This is a genomic window from Hyphomonas oceanitis SCH89, assembly GCF_000685295.1.
Lineage (GTDB): Bacteria > Pseudomonadota > Alphaproteobacteria > Caulobacterales > Hyphomonadaceae > Hyphomonas > Hyphomonas oceanitis.
Genome location: NZ_ARYL01000003.1, coordinates 152,047 through 166,936 on the forward strand (window position 1 = coordinate 152,047; position 14,890 = coordinate 166,936).

Below are 14,890 nucleotides of genomic sequence, written 5' to 3' on the forward strand. Positions count from 1 at the left end.
TCCTATGCTTACTACGTGCGTCGTTTATAGACGACATAGCTGTCGATAATATGTCTCTGGAATTCATCGGGATATGCGCGAACAAAATGAAGATTGGCGAGTAACGCATCAGTCGTGTTCGTAAAAAATGGGTCAGCCCTGCTTGGCCAGACTTCGAATACGGTCGCTTGCTCCGAATCATGCGGCGAAAGGAAGTACACAGCGTCAAATGCTGGTGCTTGCAGACTTAACCTCCGACGGATCAATTCTTGTACAGGTGGAGCAATGAAAAACTGCTCATGAGTCTTGTAAAGAAGTAGCAGCCGAAAAGGTCCACCTTGTCGTTTGGATTTCTTCTCGATAAGCGCACAGGTCAAGTCGGCCATGTCTCCGATACCTAACTGGCGAGGCGCATCATCATATGAGACGTGCAATTCTTGAAGGGGTGCAAATTCTGCCAACTCCAGCAGTCTTCTTTGGCCATCGCTGCAAACAACTGAGAAGTCGAGATCGTTCTCCTCATTGCTGATGAGCTCTGAAAAAGGAGCTAATGCGATCGGCATTCGACCGGCGTTGCCGACGAAAAGTGTGGCAATCATATCTTCAATTGCTGTTTTGGTTTCTGGAAATTGAACCGGATGGTGAGTAATTCCCTGAGGCCCAACGCTGAACGGCCCGGTCACCCCGGTAGGCTTTTTCGGGCTGCGTTTAGCTTTTTTTGCCATTCGAAAATAACCTAATCTGCCTAGAGCCAACCATGTGCTTCGGACTGGTACAAGTCCGATACAGATAGAAACCTGCAGCTTGTTAGACAAGAGCCGCAAAATTTCGATATGCGAATGGGTCTGTGATTCGTAGGTATGCTGAGGTACTGTCGATCAAGCTTGATTAGCCCAGTTTATCCGCCGCCTCTTCCGCGAAGTACGTGATGATGCCGCTGGCGCCCGCGCGTTTGAAGCACATGAGGGACTCCATCATGACGCGGTCGCCGTCGATCCAGCCGTTCATGGCGGCGGCCTTGATCTGGGCGTATTCGCCGGAGACCTGGTAGGCGAGGGTGGGGACGCCGAATGTGGTGGATACGCGGTGGACAATGTCCAGATACGGAAGACCCGGTTTGACCATGACCATGTCGGCGCCCTCGGCGAGGTCCAGCGCGACTTCGCGCAGGGCTTCCTCGCTGTTGGCGGGATCCTGCTGATAGGTTTTCTTGTCGCCCTTGAGGGACTTGGCCGAGCCGATGGCGTCGCGATAGGGGCCGTAGAAGCCGCTCGCATATTTGGCGGCATAGGCGAGGATCATCATGTTGGTGAAGCCCTCGTCGTCGAAGGCCTGGCGGATGGCGCCGATGCGGCCATCCATCATGTCTGACGGGGCGACAATGTCGGCGCCGGCAGCGGCATGGGCGAGGGCCTGCTGGACGAGCTTTTCCACGGTGGCATCATTCGGGATGGTGCCGTCGGCATCGAGCAGGCCGTCATGGCCGTGGGTGGTGTAGGCGTCCAGCGCGACATCGGTGATGAGGCCGATCTCGGGGGCGGCCTCCTTCATGGCGCGCAGGGCGCGAGGGACGAGGCCGTCGGGGTTGAGGGCGCCGGAGCCTGTCTCGTCTTTCCCCTCGGGGCCGATATAGGGGAAGAGGGCGATGGCGGGGATGCCCAGCTCGCTGGCGCGTTTGGCCGTGAGGGCGGCTTCCTTGACGCTGAGGCGGTCGATGCCCGGAAGGCTGCCGACGGGCACGCGGCCCTCGCCATCATGCACGAAAATGGCCCAGACGAGGTCGGCGGGCGTCAGCGTGTTTTCGGCGACAAGGCCGCGAATCCAGGGGGACTGGCGCAGGCGGCGCATGCGGGTGGCGGGGAAGGATTGGGGAAACTGGGTCATAAGCGGATAGATGCGGCAGATCGGGGCGATCTACAACCAGCCAATGCGACGCATCATGAAGCAGCGCTTGGAGAGGTCGAGACTGGTGGCCTGGACCTTTTCAAGATCGATCATCCAGTCGGCCTTCTTTGTGGCGGCAATTTCGCGGAAGCCGAGGCGGCGATAGAAAGGGCCGTTCCAGGCGAGATCGCGGAAGGTGGACAGCGTAATGCATTTCAGCTTGCGGGCCTTGGCCTCGCTGGCGAGACGGGCGATCAGGGCGCGGCCGAGGCCCTTGCGGCCATGATCGGGATGCACGCTGATCTGGTCGAGATAGAGTGTGCCGCCGCGCTGGGACGTGAGCGCGAATCCGACCGCGCGGCCTTTATGGTCTCGCGCGACGAGGAGGTCATCATTGGCGATGGCCTGCTCGAAAACCTCTTGCGGCACATGGTCATTCAGGGCCTCTGCCGAGAGGAGGCCGGTTTCGGCAAATAGCGTGCTGGCCGCCAGATCGACGCGGATCAGGGCAGGTATCTCATCGCGAGCGGCGCGCGTGATCGAATAATCGTCGGGTAAACGGCGCATTGACTCTCGTGGCGGCAGTTTGTCATTGCTGGCGAGTGTAATGAATAAGGGACAAAATGCCAATGAGCGCCATGTTTACAGACGAGCAGGTCATGATCCGCGATATGGCGCAGAAGTTTGCCGTGGAGCAGCTGCTGCCGCATTCGGAGAAATGGGATCAGGAGAGCCATTTTCCGGTCGATGTGATCAAGCGCACGGCGGAACTGGGCTTTGCGGGCATCTATGTGAAGGACGATGTCGGCGGATCGGGCCTGACGCGGACCGACGCGGCGCTGATCTTCGAGCAGCTCTCCTATGGCGACGTGTCGACGGCGGCGTTCATCTCCATCCACAACATGGCGAGCTGGATGATCGACACGTTCGGGTCAGAGGAGCAGCGCCAGGCTTGGGTGCCGCGGCTGACCTCAATGGAGCTGATCGCGAGCTATTGCCTGACCGAGCCGGGCGCGGGATCGGATGCGGCGAGCCTGAAGACGAAGGCCGTGAAGGATGGCGACGACTATGTCATCACCGGCACGAAACAGTTCATCTCGGGCGCGGGCACATCGGACGTTTACGTGCTGATGGCGCGCACGTCTGACGATGGGGCCAAGGGCGTGTCGGCCTTCATCATCGAGAAGGGCACGCCGGGCCTCAGCTTTGGCGCGAACGAACGCAAGATGGGCTGGAAGAGCCAGCCGACGGCGCAGGTGATTCTCGATGGCGTGCGCGTGCCGGCGGCGAACAGGATTGGCGAAGAGGGGCATGGCTTCCGCTTTGCGATGGCGGGGCTGGACGGCGGACGACTGAACATTGCGGCCTGTGCCCTCGGCGGCGCGCAGCTGGCGCTGGACAAGGCGGTGGCCTACGCCAAGGAGCGGATGCAGTTCGGCAAGGCGCTGGCGGAATTCCAGTCGATGCAGTTCAAGCTGGCCGACATGGAGACCGAGCTGCAGGCGGCGCGCGTGATGCTGTACGAAGCGGCCGGGCGGCTGGACGGCAAGACGCCGGACGCGACGCGCTGGTGCGCGATGGCGAAACGGTTCGTGACGGACACGGCGTTCAAAGTGGCCAATGACGCGCTGCAGGTGCATGGCGGCTATGGCTATCTCGCGGACTATGGCGTGGAGCGCATCGTGCGCGACCTGCGCGTGCACCAGATACTCGAGGGCACGAACGAGATCATGCGGGTGATCATCTCGCGGGACATGCTGAAGGGGTAGGGGCTAGCGCTACGGGGCAAACCAAAAGTGTGGGGCAGGAAATGGTTGGGTTAGATGATCTGTTGATCGCGCTTCAAAGACGCCGTGCTATTTGTGTAGATGTTGCCAAGAGGCCGCTTCGTCGGGACGCCCCATATTCAGGAAGTTATTTTGGTGGATTGCCCCTTCTGCCATCTGATATTTTATGGCCGAAAGTTGACGTTAATGGTGATGGCTCTGACATCCGTAGTCAAACTTTTCTCGGACAGATAGATCTGGCTGATTTGCCAATTCAGGCGAGGAAAATGTTGCCCCGATCTGGCTTGCTCCTGTTCTTTGCGGATACGCGGGATGAGGTGCGCGACGTGCAATGCGACGTCATTTACGTCGACAAGAAAGATCTTCCCGACGTCCCCCGAATGGCCCCGGACGATTTAATGCAGATGAATTACGATGTGGAGCCGGATGAGTGGCTTGATGACACTGATCTACTCAGGAAGGTGGATTTTCGATATAGTGTTCATTTCGCGCCATTTAGTAGCATTTCGGACTCGGAAGACGGGGCGGCGACTTGGGGATGGAAAACTGGTTCGGCATATGAGCAGCGGCATATGCAATACATGCTTGAACAAGCGGCTGCACTTCGGCGGCGTCTGCTGTCCGCTTCAGGGCTGAGTGAATTTGACCGAGCTCCCGCAGAAATAAGGATCAATGAACCGGGAATCCTAAGGGACTTCTGGGGAGGGCCATACACGTGGGCAGATGTAAGGCTTTGGGTCCGGGCGATGGATATCCGGCAAAGATTGTACCTTGAGCCGCCAGAGCAATATCGCACATGCCAGAAGCCTTCCGTCTTGTTCGCCCTGATAGACGAAGTGCGGCCGCATTTCGAAGAGGTCGTACAGATCAAGGAAGAGCTTCGGCAAGTGTCACTAAGCCATGATGAATGGACCCCTGTGCCGGCCGACTTCAAACTTAATATTCTCGAACGGCTTAATGGAAATGCACTGTCAGGGCGCGGATTTAGTGAATCCTGGAAAGCTGTGGACGCTGCCATTTCCGAGGAGAACCGCAATGCCAGAGAAGCGGGAAGGGCTCCTGAATTCGATAGTGGGCTCATATATTATACAACTCCGAGGTCTTTGAACGAAGTAGTCATGAAATACTCCAACGGAATTATACCTTTCAATGTGAGGCGAGCCTTTCATGAAGGGGTCGATGCTGAAAGCTTATATCCAAAAGCTGTTGTGGATACTTTTGCAAGATCGCGGTCTGTTGGTCAGAAGATACGCCAAGACATTGATCCGTCTAATCCCTTCTTCACTGCTCCTGCTTTAAACCAAATGTTTGGTTATGGAACTTCAGTCCAATCGGCACCTTACGAATTCAGCGACAAGGTGCTTCTCCTGCAGTTGTTTGGAGGTCATTTCCGTTGGCTTAGGGGGGTGTCATGTGTATTCCAGATCTGGATATCGCCTTCAGATTTGAAGCGGCGTCGTTTTGACAAAGTTTTTGCGACACGGGAATGTAACTAGCGAGGCGGACTATGGCGTGGAGCGCATTGTGCGCGACCTGCGCGTGCACCAGATACTTGAGGGCACGAACGAGATCATGCGGGTGATCATTTCGCGGGATATGCTGAAGGGCTAGGGGCTAGCGCCAAAGTTTAGACCAACAGAAGTAATTCCCAGAAGTAGCATTGCGATCTTGTCCGGATTTCGTAATCTGCCCCCAATAAAAATTGGAAAGTCTTATCCTGGGCGCGGGAATCCTCCCCGTTGTGGAAGATAATTCCAATCAACAAGGGTAGGGAAAATAATGAATAGATTTGCCAGCGCGGGCAGTGTGCTCGCGATTCTGGGTGCAGTGGCGTTTCCGGGCGTTGCCGCCGCAGATTGCACGAGGGTAGGTGCCCCCGCCGCAACCGAGATCATCGTTTTTGGCAACGCTGAATGCACAGGTCCGAAAGAGACATACAAGTTGGGACGCCATGCGCGTCTCGAGGGCTGGAGCGACGAGATATCGTCGATGAAGGTCGGCCGCAACGTGAAGGTCACAATCTACATTGACCGTGACCTGGGGCCAAAGGCTGATTCCGCGACGCTATGGGGCGGGAATTATCCGCACATGCAATGGTTCGGCGATGCGATCAGCTCGCTTGAGATTTCTGCGGCCGGAGATGGCCCGACTATTACCATGTATGAGCATCCGCAGACTGAGAATACCAAGCCGAACCAGACGATTCACACTGTTGGCCTTGGCAACTATAATCAGAGCCCGAAAAAGCATGAGCTGCTACTGGCCGACCTTATGTCTTCCATCCGTATTCCGGCGGGCGTGAAGGTTACGCTTTATGACGGTCACAATTTCGAAAGCCAGAATGAGGTCTTTGATGGCGGTAGCAATGGCCTTGATCTGAACTTGCTGAAGGAGGGCTGGGATGACCGGGTATCGAGCCTGAAAGTCGAACGCCTGGGCTATGAGATGTACAAGGTGGATACCTGGAAAGAAGCCGAGACGAACGCAGGCTCTGACAAGGAAATGATCGGCGGTTCGAACGTCTGCAAAAACGATGTGAACGCAACGAACCCAATTACGTGTACCCTCGAGATTTCGTATTCAGAAACGAAGAGCAGCTCCTTTTCATGGAACCAGAATACGTCGGTGACCGTGGGCGTTTCGCTGGCCTCCAGCGCATCCGTCGAAGTGCCGGGTGTCGGTGCCGCCGGTAGCGAGCTGACAGTGAGTACTGAATTGGCGCAGTCCTTTGGTACCGATTCCAGCAAGGGTGAAGAGACGTCCAAGGCGATCACCGCATCCCAGGAAGTGACGGTTCTGCCGGGTGAGGAAATCAAGGCCTCGGTTATGGGGCGCAAGAACACAAAGACATTTTACCCGCGCTATCACTACCGCCCCGAAGGCAGTAAAACGGAAGCGAATGCCTACACACGCAACGGTACAATCACCGTCGATATGTTCGCTGAGGTCGAGACTGATACGAAGGTGATCAAGAACGCCGTGACGCGCAACAGTGCGGCGATCCCGTCCATCACGCGCGGTTCGGCGTTGGAGGTCAACAAGAAGTATTTCACGAAGGCCAAGAATTACTACGTGGTGCTGCAGGATGACGGAAACCTCGTTGTTTATGACAAGGGTGATGCGTTCGTATGGGGAAGCCATAATGACGCGCAGGCGCCTCTCAACGGCAAGAGCGCCGAGCTTCAGATGTCCGGCAATTTTGTTCTTCTGGATGCGCGGGATAATATCATTTGGCAAACCGGTGTCGAGAATCCGCAAGCCGTTCTTGCGATCGAGAACCGCCAGCTGAAGGTGCTTGACCAGAGCAACCAGACGCTCTGGCCGAAACAATAGAACCAGAGGGCCGATCCGTGCCTGTTACATGATTGGGGCGCATCGAGGCCATTGGCCATGATGCGCCCCTTTTTAATTTCAGAGGTTGGCGGCGCTTGTGGTGCGCTGATTTTCCCACATTACAGATCAGTATACATTACGAAAAATTGTGGCTGGTTTGCGCGTATAGTGATGATTTCGTGCTGTTCGCGCCTCGACATTGGGGCGTCGATGCGGTGAGCTGTGCGTCCTTGTAGCGCGTGATGATGGAGGACCCGCGATGAATGTGGTCCGGAATATATGTGTGGCGGCGATGGTGTTGGGTCTTGGGGCCTGTGCGAGCGCACCGCGAAGCCTCAATGACAATCTGATTGTGCCGGGTGAGCGGGTTGGCGATGTCAAATTGGGGATGACGCTGTTCGAGCTGTTCGCGGCGAAGGGCAATCCGCGCAAGACGACGCCGATACCGAATACGCGGGCGACGACCTATTTCTATGACGGGCTGACAGTAGCGGCCGACGACAATGTGTACTGGATCATCGCGGATGATCCGAGCTATCGCACCGATGTTGGCGTTGGGCCCGGCGCCGAGCAGATCCTGGCGCGCGGTGCCTATGGCAAGCCGAAATGCGTGGTGACGCAGGAAGATGTCACGCTCTATGGCTATGGCGACATCTATTTCGACGTGGATAATGTGTCGGGCAAGGTGAAGGATGTGGGCATTCAGCGGGATTCGCAGGCTTGCGACGGGTGAACGCGCAAGGATAGCGCGACGGGTGGTGGGTATCGCTTCGCTCAACCCACCCTACCGTTTTTAAGACCTATTGGGGCGAAAGGGTTTGAACTCCTTCGGGGGATGCGGCAGCTTGCGGGCAGCCAGACATTACCGGAGTTGCCCTATGCGCCTTGTTGCCGCCCTCGCCATTGCTGCCCTTTCATTCCTGCCACCTGCCTGTGCGGCGCAGCCGAAAGCGTCTGTGGCGGCTGAGGCGCCGGCGTCGGGAGACTGGGGCGTGGCGACCAAGGGGCTGAAGCAGAGCGAGGGCTTTCTTGATCTCTATGTCGACGCCAAGGGCGGTCGCGTGCTGGCGGCGTTTCCAGCGCCGGATGGGGACGGGCTGTCGCTGCGGGCGATCCATTCGGCAGGGCTGACGGCGGGGCTCGGCTCCAATCCCATCGGGCTGAACCGGGGCTATTTCGACGAGGGCGGCATTCTTGCGTTCCGACGTGTCGGCAAGAAGCTGGTCGCGGAGAAAGAGAACTGGACCTACCGGGCGAGCGCGGACAATCCGCTGGAGCGCAAGGCGGTGCGGGAATCCTTTGCGCGGTCTTTCCTCTGGTCGGGCGATATCATTGCGGAAGGTGCGGACGGCGCGCTGCTGGTGGACCTGTCGGGCTTCCTGACGCGGGACGCGCTGGACGTGCGCGGGGCGCTGCAGGCGAATGAGGAAGGCGGCAGCTTTGCGATTGCCGAAGACCGCACGATGCCGGACACGGGCGCGGCCTTTGCCTTTCCGGACAATGTGGAATTCGATGCCTTCCTGACGCTGACAAGCGACGAGCCAAAATCGCAGGTGCGGGCGACCGCAGCGGATGCGCGGGCCTTCACGCTGGTGCAGCACCAGTCGCTGGTGCGCCTGCCGGACGATGGTTATACGCCGCGCGCGTTTGATCCGCGCAGCGGAGCGATTGATGTGGGCTTCTATGATTTCTCGGCGCCGCTTTCGGGGCAGGTGCGCCAGTCTTTCGCCCGGCGTTTCCGGCTGGAGAAGCAGGACCCGACAGCGGCGAGCAGCCCGGCGAAGACGCCGCTGGTATTCTATGTGGATTCCGGCGCGCCGGAGGAGATCCGCAACGCGCTGATGGAGGGCACGTCCTGGTGGGCGGATGCCTTTGCGGCGGCGGGCTTTCCGGATTCATTCGAGGTGAAGGTTCTGCCGGAGGGCGCGCATCCGCTGGACGTGCGTTACAATGTGATCCAGTGGACGCACCGGCAGACGCGAGGCTGGAGCTATGGCGGCGGTGTGTATGATCCGCGTACAGGCGAGATGCTGAAGGCGAATGTCATTCTCGGCAGCCAGCGCGTGCGGCAGGACCGGATGATTTTTGAAGGCCTCGGCGGCACGGCGAAGACGGGCACGGGCGAGGCGGACGATCCGGTGGAGCTGGCGCTTGACCGTATTCGCCAGCTGGCCGCGCATGAAGTAGGCCACACGCTGGGCTTTGCGCATAATTTTGCGGCCTCGGCGAATGACCGGGCCTCTGTGATGGATTATCCGGCGCCGCTGGTGACGGCGAAGGCGGATGGGACGCTGGACTTCTCACAGGCCTATGCCGAGGGCATTGGCGCGTGGGACAAGGTGGCGGCGCGCTGGCTGTATGGGCAGTACGCACCGGGCAGCGATGCGGGCGCCGAAGGCAGCAAGGTGCTGAGCGCGGCCTATGCGAGTGGGCTGCGCTTCGTGGATGATCCGCAGGCGCGGGGCACGGGCACGAGCCACCCCTATGCGAGCGTGTGGGACAATGGAAACGATCCGATTGCGGCGCTGGGCGAGACGATGCGTGTGCGGAAAATAGCGCTCGCGAAATTCGGGTTGGGCGACATTCGGCCGGGCCAGCCGACGTTTGACCTGCGCGCGGTGCTGGTGCCGGTTTATCTTTATCACCGGTATGAAGTGGCGGCAGCGGCGAAGTCCGTTGGCGGGTATGACTTCCAGTATGCGGTGAATGGGGATGGCGGCGGACGCGGCATGCCGGTGCCTGCTGATCGGCAACGCGAGGCCCTGGCTGCGCTGGTAGCGACGCTGGACCCGGCTGCGCTCGACCTGCCAGATGCGACATTGAACCTGTTGAACACGCCGCTCGATTCCTTCTTCGGGACGGATAGCGGCGCGGAATATTTCAACGGGGAGACGGGCGCGATGTTCGACCTGCTGGCGGCGGCGGATACGGCGGCGTCAACGACGCTGGGCGCGCTGCTGCATCCGGCGCGGGCGGCGCGGCTGGTGGAGACGGCGCGGCGTGAGCCCGGCGCGCTGACCTATGGCAAGGTGCTGGGCGCAATTGAAGGCGCGGTGTTCATGGCGCCGGGAGCGCCGCGGCAGGCCACGATCCTGCACCGCGAGCAGGTGCGCTATGTGTCGACGCTGATAGATCTGGCGGCGGGCGGCAAGGCGACGCCGGAAGTGGTGGCCGAGACGAATGGCTATCTGATGGCGCTGGGCCAGAAGCTGGAGAAGCCGGTGGCGGGAACGGATACGGCGACGCGGACCGATCTGGTGCGGCGGATTGCGGCGCATCTGGCGCGGCCAGCCGAGGCCTATATGCCGGGCGCGAAAGGCACGAATGTGCCGCCGGGCAGCCCGATTGGCGGTGGCAGCGCGGAAGAATGCTGGCACTGCGATACGGCGCTGCTGGCGGCGGGCCGGTAGGCGAATTGTGCGCTTGCCTGCTGCCGCGTCTGGAGTAGGCTGATCCCGCAAGACCGGGTGAAGCCGGCGGATCGGGAGAGACCTATGCATATCGAGACATTGCCCGGCGTGGGCGCGGAGATTACGGGCGTGGACCTGCGCAAGGTGACGGACGGGGAGTTTGATGCGCTCCGGCAGGCCTATGCCGATCATGGCGTGATCTTCTTCCGCGACCAGGACCTAAGCGAGGAAGACCATATCGCCTTTGCCGAGCGCTGGGCGCCGATCAATGTGAACCGGTTCTTCGCGGCGCATCCAAAGTATCCGCAGATCGCCATGGTGGCCAAGGAGGCCGACCAGAAGGACAATATTGGCGGTGGCTGGCATACCGACCATTCCTATGACGAGATCCCGGCGATGGGATCGATCCTTGTGGCGCGCGTGTTGCCGGAGAGCGGCGGCGATACGTTCTTTGCCAGCATGTACCGCGCCTATGAAACTCTGGACGATGAGACCAAGGCCGAGATCGAGGGCCGGCGCGCCGTGCATTCGGCCAAGCAGATTTTCGGGTCGCAGGGGCAGACGTATTACAACAAGACAGATGCAGGCGGCGAGCGGATCGGCAATGCGGCGGCGGCTGACGTGCTGGACGATGTGGTGCACCCGATGGTCATCACGCACCCGTTGAGTGGCAAGAAGGCACTTTATGTGAACCCGGCTTTTACGGTGGGCATTGCGGGGCGGACGCAGGAGGCGGCGATGCCATTGCTGGCGAAACTGTATGCGCATGCGATGAATATGGAGAATGCGTACCGGTTCAGCTGGAAGCCGGGATCGGTGGCTTTCTGGGACAACCGCTCAACCTGGCACTGGGCGCTGAATGATTATCACGGCCAGCGGCGCATCATGCACCGCATCACGCTGGAAGGCTGCGCGCTGAACTAGTCTTCTATGGGGACGGCGTTGGCGAACTCGACCCCGGTCTCGCTGCCGCTCTGCCAGCGGCGAATGCAGGTGCGGGGGGTCTTGAAATGCGGCATGCGCATGGTGAAGCGTTCGGGCAGGTCAGCGCCTTCGGGCGTGACGATGCGGGCGCCGCCGGGCGAGACATCGCGGATTTCGCAACTCAGGCGCTTGAACAGGCCTAGTTTGATGACGCCGGTTCCGGTAATCGGCTTTCGGCCGCCCCTGCGATTTGGTGTCGTATCCATGACGGCTCCTCGGGGACGCCGCGTGCCTGTATTGGTGCGTCCACAAGTATATATGCCAGAAACTGGTAAACAGATTGTCCTGTATTGATGGTCGTTTTAAAGCATTCGCATAAGAGAAGAAAAAGGAAAGCCAGATGACTGAAGACGTCAGGATCGAAGTTCACAAAGGCTTGGGCCGTATTACACTGACCCGGCCATCTGCGCTGCACGCGCTGAATGCGCCCATGTGCGAGACCATCCTGTCGGCGCTGGAGCGCTGGGCGGAGGATCCCACGGTTCATCTGGTCATGGTGGAGCATGAAGAGGGCACGCGCGGCTTCTGCGCCGGCGGCGACATACGCATGCTTGCGGAAAGCGGCGCGGGGGATGCCAGCGAGGCGCGTGCCTTTTTCAATGTCGAGTACCGGATGAATGCCGCGCTGAAGACATTCCCGAAGCCTGTGCTGGCGATCATGGACGGCGTGACAATGGGCGGGGGCGTGGGCCTTTCGGTGCACGGCTCGCACCGGGTGGCGACGGAGCGGACGCTGTTCGCCATGCCGGAGACGGGGATTGGCCTGTTCCCGGATGTGGGCGGTGGCTGGTTCCTGCCGCGCCTCAGCGGGGCGCTCGGCACATGGCTGGCGCTGACAGGCGCGCGGCTGAAGGGCAGTGACGTCGCAGCGGCGCGGGTGGCGACGCATTTCATACCGTCAGAACTGATCGGCAATTTGAGGAAGCAGATTGAAGGCGCTGACTTCTCGGTGGACGCAGCGAACCTGCTGAACGAGATCCTGCGGACGCTGACGCATGCCGTGACGGACGCGACCTATGGCCCGCATGTCGACGTGATGGATCGCTGCTTTGCGCTGGATACAGTGGAGGCGATCGTGGCAGCGCTGGAGGCCGATGGAGGCGAGTGGGCGCGCGAGCAGCTGGCTGTGATGAAGACCAAGTCGCCCGAGACCATGAAAGTGGCCCTGCGCCAGCTGCGTGAGGGCGCTGCGGCGGAGACGTTCGAGGACAATATGCGGATGGAATACCGCATTGGCTGGCGCAAGGTGCAGAGCGCCGACTTCCTTGAGGGCGTGCGGGCGGTGATCGTGGACAAGGATAATGCGCCCAAATGGTCGCCCGCGCGTCTGGAGGATGTCGGCGTGGCGGATGTGGCGCGCTATTTCGAGCCGCTTGGGGCGGACGAACTCGAATTCGACTGATCGAGCGGTTTGGGGTGGACAACCGGCTGCTCCCTCGGTCAAGAACGACGCGGCAGCTGATGGAGCGATTCAATGCGTGGTGAGGTTTTGAAGGCAGATAGCCCTGACGGGGCAGGCTTGATCCTGGGTGAGGATGGGCAGCGTTACCAGTTCTCGCAGGTTCAGGTGCGCAATGGCTCGGTGCTGCAGGCGGGCCAAACCGTCGATTTCGTCAGCATGGGCGAGGAGGCGCGGGACATCTATGCGCTGGGCGCTGCGCCCGCGGCCGCACAAGCGGCGGCGGCGGCGCCTTATCCGGCGGCTCCAAGCATGCCGGCGCCTGCCTATGCTGCACCTGTTCCGCAGCCGAGCGACGGCCTGTGGACCTATTTCATAAGGGCGTTGACGAAGAACTTTGCCCAGTTCAATGGCCGGGCCCGCCGAGCGGAATACTGGGGCTATTTCCTGTTCGTGCTGATCACCTACTTCGTCGTCTTTATTATTGATGTCGTTCTGAGCCTGTCATTCTATGGAACGAGTGAATATGGCGACCCGAACATCGTTCCGGTCCTGACCATCCTGTTCTGGCTCTATAATATACTTCCAGGCCTATCGATCAGCGTGAGGCGGTTGCATGACCAGGACCTGAGCGGCTGGCTCGTCCTGCTCAACCTCGTGCCCTATGTCGGTGGGTTCATTCTTCTGGTCTTCATGTTCATGGACAGCAAGCCGGCCACCAACAAGCATGGGCCGAGCCCGAAGTATGCTGGTGCCATGACAGCCGATACATTCGCCTGACGCTGTATAAGTCTGCTTAACCAAGTATTGATGATGAATAGATGGCCGCCTCCTTCGGGACGCGGCCATTTTTTCGCGTGATGCGGGAGTTTTAGGGGTGTTTTGGGGCAAAAAGCCGTTTCGTCGCAGTAACGGTTAATGCATTCGGCCAAATGTTAACTCTCTTCACTTGAAAAAGACCTATGCTTATCAATTCATTAGGAATGCCAGCGTAAATATACTCAAACTACAACAAAAGTTGAGTGATGGTGATACTAATGATGATTTCTGAAATGCAGGAAACTGCACCCCTTTCCGTCGGCGAGTCTTTCCTCAAGTCTCTCTCCCTTCTTGAACAGGCGCACCGTCGTCTTCACAATGTCGTCAAGGACGATCTCGAGCGCGGTGGTGAACGGTCGCTGACCGGCGTCCAGGCTCTGCTGATCTATGAGATTGGCGATGACGAAGCTCCGGCTTCGGTCCTGCGGGCCCGTGGCGCCTTTGCCGGCACCAGCCTGTCGTACAACGTCAAGAAACTCCAGGAAGGCGGCTACCTGATCCAGACGCGTTCCGAGGATGACAAGCGTACGGTGACCTTGCGTCTGACCGAGCGTGGCCTGAAAGTGCGTGACCGCGTGGCTAACCTGTTCGAGAAGCAGGCTACCGCTCTTGAACCAACGGCGAGCGTGCGTCATGACGATCTCTCGCAGCTGAACAAGACCATTTCGCGCCTTGAGCGCTTCTGGTCCGACCAGATCCGCTTCCGCCTCTAGGCGAACGCCGCAATCTGCGTCTCCAAGTAAAAGCCCCTGCCGCATGGCGGGGGCTTTTTGCTGTGAGGGGCAGTTAGGTTATTGACCTCAACCTTGGTTGAGGTCCGACAAGGCCATGTTTGAAACCACTGGAGAACAGACATGACCCTTGAGCACGCGACGATCCGTATTGCCCGTCCGACGGATGACCTGGACGCCTTGCTTCCATTTTACCGGGACGGGCTGGGCTTCAGCGTTCTTTATGAATTCCGCGACCATGATGATTTTGATGGCGTGATGCTGGGGCATCCCGGCGCGCCCTATCATATGGAGTTCACAACCGCGCACGGCCATGCTGCGGGGCGTGCGCCGACCGAAGACAACCTGCTTGTGTTCTACCTGCCGGAAGCGGATCGGTTCGCGGCGGCCGTGGAGCGTATGCGCGCGGCGGGGTTCAGTCCGGTTAAGGCATTCAATGCCTATTGGGACGCGAAAGGCGTGACGTTCGAGGATCCTGACGGTTATCGTGTTGTGTTGCAGAATACGTCCTGGGGTGCCTGATAAAGGCTGGATACGGGGCGCCATTTTTTGCTGGGCGGCGCT

14 protein-coding genes and 1 pseudogene are annotated in these 14,890 nt (G+C 59.4%); 11 read left to right on the forward strand and 4 right to left on the reverse strand.

What is annotated here, in order from left to right; all coding sequences use genetic code 11:
• Positions 1 to 11 precede the first annotated feature (11 nt).
• From HOC_RS03555 to HOC_RS03565, 3 genes are all read right to left on the reverse strand, one after another.
• Positions 12 to 704, reverse strand: a complete 693-nt coding sequence (locus tag HOC_RS03555; RefSeq protein ID WP_156950365.1) for a hypothetical protein — start codon at positions 702 to 704, stop codon at positions 12 to 14.
• 163 nt (positions 705 to 867) lie between these two features.
• Positions 868 to 1,863, reverse strand: a complete 996-nt coding sequence (gene hemB / locus HOC_RS03560) for a porphobilinogen synthase (protein ID WP_035535898.1) — start codon at positions 1,861 to 1,863, stop codon at positions 868 to 870.
• Positions 1,864 to 1,893: 30 nt separating this feature from the next.
• Positions 1,894 to 2,430, reverse strand: a complete 537-nt coding sequence (locus tag HOC_RS03565; RefSeq protein ID WP_051624488.1) for a GNAT family N-acetyltransferase — start codon at positions 2,428 to 2,430, stop codon at positions 1,894 to 1,896.
• A gap of 62 nt (positions 2,431 to 2,492) precedes the next feature.
• Between HOC_RS03565 and HOC_RS03570 the strand changes: the two genes are divergently transcribed.
• From HOC_RS03570 to HOC_RS03595, 7 genes and pseudogenes are all read left to right on the forward strand, one after another.
• Positions 2,493 to 3,632: an isobutyryl-CoA dehydrogenase gene (locus HOC_RS03570; protein WP_035535899.1), complete on the forward strand. Its 1,140-nt coding sequence runs from the start codon at positions 2,493 to 2,495 to the stop codon at positions 3,630 to 3,632.
• 41 nt (positions 3,633 to 3,673) lie between these two features.
• Positions 3,674 to 5,146 carry a DUF1963 domain-containing protein gene (locus HOC_RS03575; protein WP_084146114.1) on the forward strand — a complete coding sequence of 491 codons (1,473 nt, stop codon included), beginning with the start codon at positions 3,674 to 3,676 and terminating at the stop codon, positions 5,144 to 5,146.
• A gap of 1 nt (position 5,147) precedes the next feature.
• Positions 5,148 to 5,261, forward strand: a pseudogene (locus tag HOC_RS21665) (acyl-CoA dehydrogenase family protein); the annotation flags it as partial.
• A gap of 168 nt (positions 5,262 to 5,429) precedes the next feature.
• Positions 5,430 to 6,983 (forward strand): hypothetical protein, encoded by a 1,554-nt coding sequence (locus tag HOC_RS21005; RefSeq protein ID WP_051624489.1) that lies wholly within the window; start codon positions 5,430 to 5,432, stop codon positions 6,981 to 6,983.
• Between the two features lie 259 nt (positions 6,984 to 7,242).
• Positions 7,243 to 7,716 carry a hypothetical protein gene (locus HOC_RS03585; protein ID WP_035535901.1) on the forward strand — a complete coding sequence of 158 codons (474 nt, stop codon included), beginning with the start codon at positions 7,243 to 7,245 and terminating at the stop codon, positions 7,714 to 7,716.
• A gap of 145 nt (positions 7,717 to 7,861) precedes the next feature.
• Entirely contained in the window at positions 7,862 to 10,393 is a 2,532-nt protein-coding gene (locus HOC_RS03590; protein ID WP_035535902.1) for a zinc-dependent metalloprotease, read from the forward strand.
• 84 nt (positions 10,394 to 10,477) lie between these two features.
• Positions 10,478 to 11,317, forward strand: a complete 840-nt coding sequence (locus tag HOC_RS03595) for a TauD/TfdA dioxygenase family protein (RefSeq protein ID WP_035535903.1) — start codon at positions 10,478 to 10,480, stop codon at positions 11,315 to 11,317.
• On the opposite strand, the gene HOC_RS03600 is transcribed toward HOC_RS03595, so the two are convergent.
• Entirely contained in the window at positions 11,314 to 11,583 is a 270-nt protein-coding gene (locus HOC_RS03600; protein WP_035535904.1) for a PilZ domain-containing protein, read from the reverse strand. The two genes, HOC_RS03595 and HOC_RS03600, sit on opposite strands and share 4 nt — an antisense overlap.
• Before the next feature lie 134 nt (positions 11,584 to 11,717).
• Here HOC_RS03600 and HOC_RS03605 point away from each other — a divergent pair, with 134 nt between their 5' ends.
• From HOC_RS03605 to HOC_RS03620, 4 genes are all read left to right on the forward strand, one after another.
• Positions 11,718 to 12,779: an enoyl-CoA hydratase/isomerase family protein gene (locus HOC_RS03605; protein ID WP_035535905.1), complete on the forward strand. Its 1,062-nt coding sequence runs from the start codon at positions 11,718 to 11,720 to the stop codon at positions 12,777 to 12,779.
• Between the two features lie 72 nt (positions 12,780 to 12,851).
• A complete protein-coding gene (locus tag HOC_RS03610; protein ID WP_035535906.1) occupies positions 12,852 to 13,556 on the forward strand; it encodes a DUF805 domain-containing protein in 705 nt (234 codons plus the stop codon).
• A 257-nt stretch (positions 13,557 to 13,813) separates the two neighbouring features.
• Entirely contained in the window at positions 13,814 to 14,308 is a 495-nt protein-coding gene (locus HOC_RS03615; protein WP_241766885.1) for a MarR family winged helix-turn-helix transcriptional regulator, read from the forward strand.
• 141 nt (positions 14,309 to 14,449) lie between these two features.
• On the forward strand, positions 14,450 to 14,848 hold the full coding sequence (locus tag HOC_RS03620; protein ID WP_035535908.1) for a VOC family protein: 399 nt from the start codon (positions 14,450 to 14,452) through the stop codon (positions 14,846 to 14,848).
• Positions 14,849 to 14,890: the final 42 nt, after the last annotated feature.

Bases quoted from the DNA above. Each gene is read 5' to 3' on its own strand.
- HOC_RS03555 (WP_156950365.1), bottom strand. From the start codon at position 704: ATGGCAAAAAAAGCTAAACGCAGCCCGAAAAAGCCTACCGGGGTGACC.
- hemB (WP_035535898.1), bottom strand. From the start codon at position 1,863: ATGACCCAGTTTCCCCAATCCTTCCCCGCCACCCGCATGCGCCGCCTG.
- HOC_RS03565 (WP_051624488.1), bottom strand. From the start codon at position 2,430: ATGCGCCGTTTACCCGACGATTATTCGATCACGCGCGCCGCTCGCGAT.
- HOC_RS03570 (WP_035535899.1), top strand. From the start codon at position 2,493: ATGAGCGCCATGTTTACAGACGAGCAGGTCATGATCCGCGATATGGCG.
- HOC_RS03575 (WP_084146114.1), top strand. From the start codon at position 3,674: ATGGTTGGGTTAGATGATCTGTTGATCGCGCTTCAAAGACGCCGTGCT.
- HOC_RS21005 (WP_051624489.1), top strand. From the start codon at position 5,430: ATGAATAGATTTGCCAGCGCGGGCAGTGTGCTCGCGATTCTGGGTGCA.
- HOC_RS03585 (WP_035535901.1), top strand. From the start codon at position 7,243: ATGAATGTGGTCCGGAATATATGTGTGGCGGCGATGGTGTTGGGTCTT.
- HOC_RS03590 (WP_035535902.1), top strand. From the start codon at position 7,862: ATGCGCCTTGTTGCCGCCCTCGCCATTGCTGCCCTTTCATTCCTGCCA.
- HOC_RS03595 (WP_035535903.1), top strand. From the start codon at position 10,478: ATGCATATCGAGACATTGCCCGGCGTGGGCGCGGAGATTACGGGCGTG.
- HOC_RS03600 (WP_035535904.1), bottom strand. From the start codon at position 11,583: ATGGATACGACACCAAATCGCAGGGGCGGCCGAAAGCCGATTACCGGA.
- HOC_RS03605 (WP_035535905.1), top strand. From the start codon at position 11,718: ATGACTGAAGACGTCAGGATCGAAGTTCACAAAGGCTTGGGCCGTATT.
- HOC_RS03610 (WP_035535906.1), top strand. From the start codon at position 12,852: ATGCGTGGTGAGGTTTTGAAGGCAGATAGCCCTGACGGGGCAGGCTTG.
- HOC_RS03615 (WP_241766885.1), top strand. From the start codon at position 13,814: ATGATGATTTCTGAAATGCAGGAAACTGCACCCCTTTCCGTCGGCGAG.
- HOC_RS03620 (WP_035535908.1), top strand. From the start codon at position 14,450: ATGACCCTTGAGCACGCGACGATCCGTATTGCCCGTCCGACGGATGAC.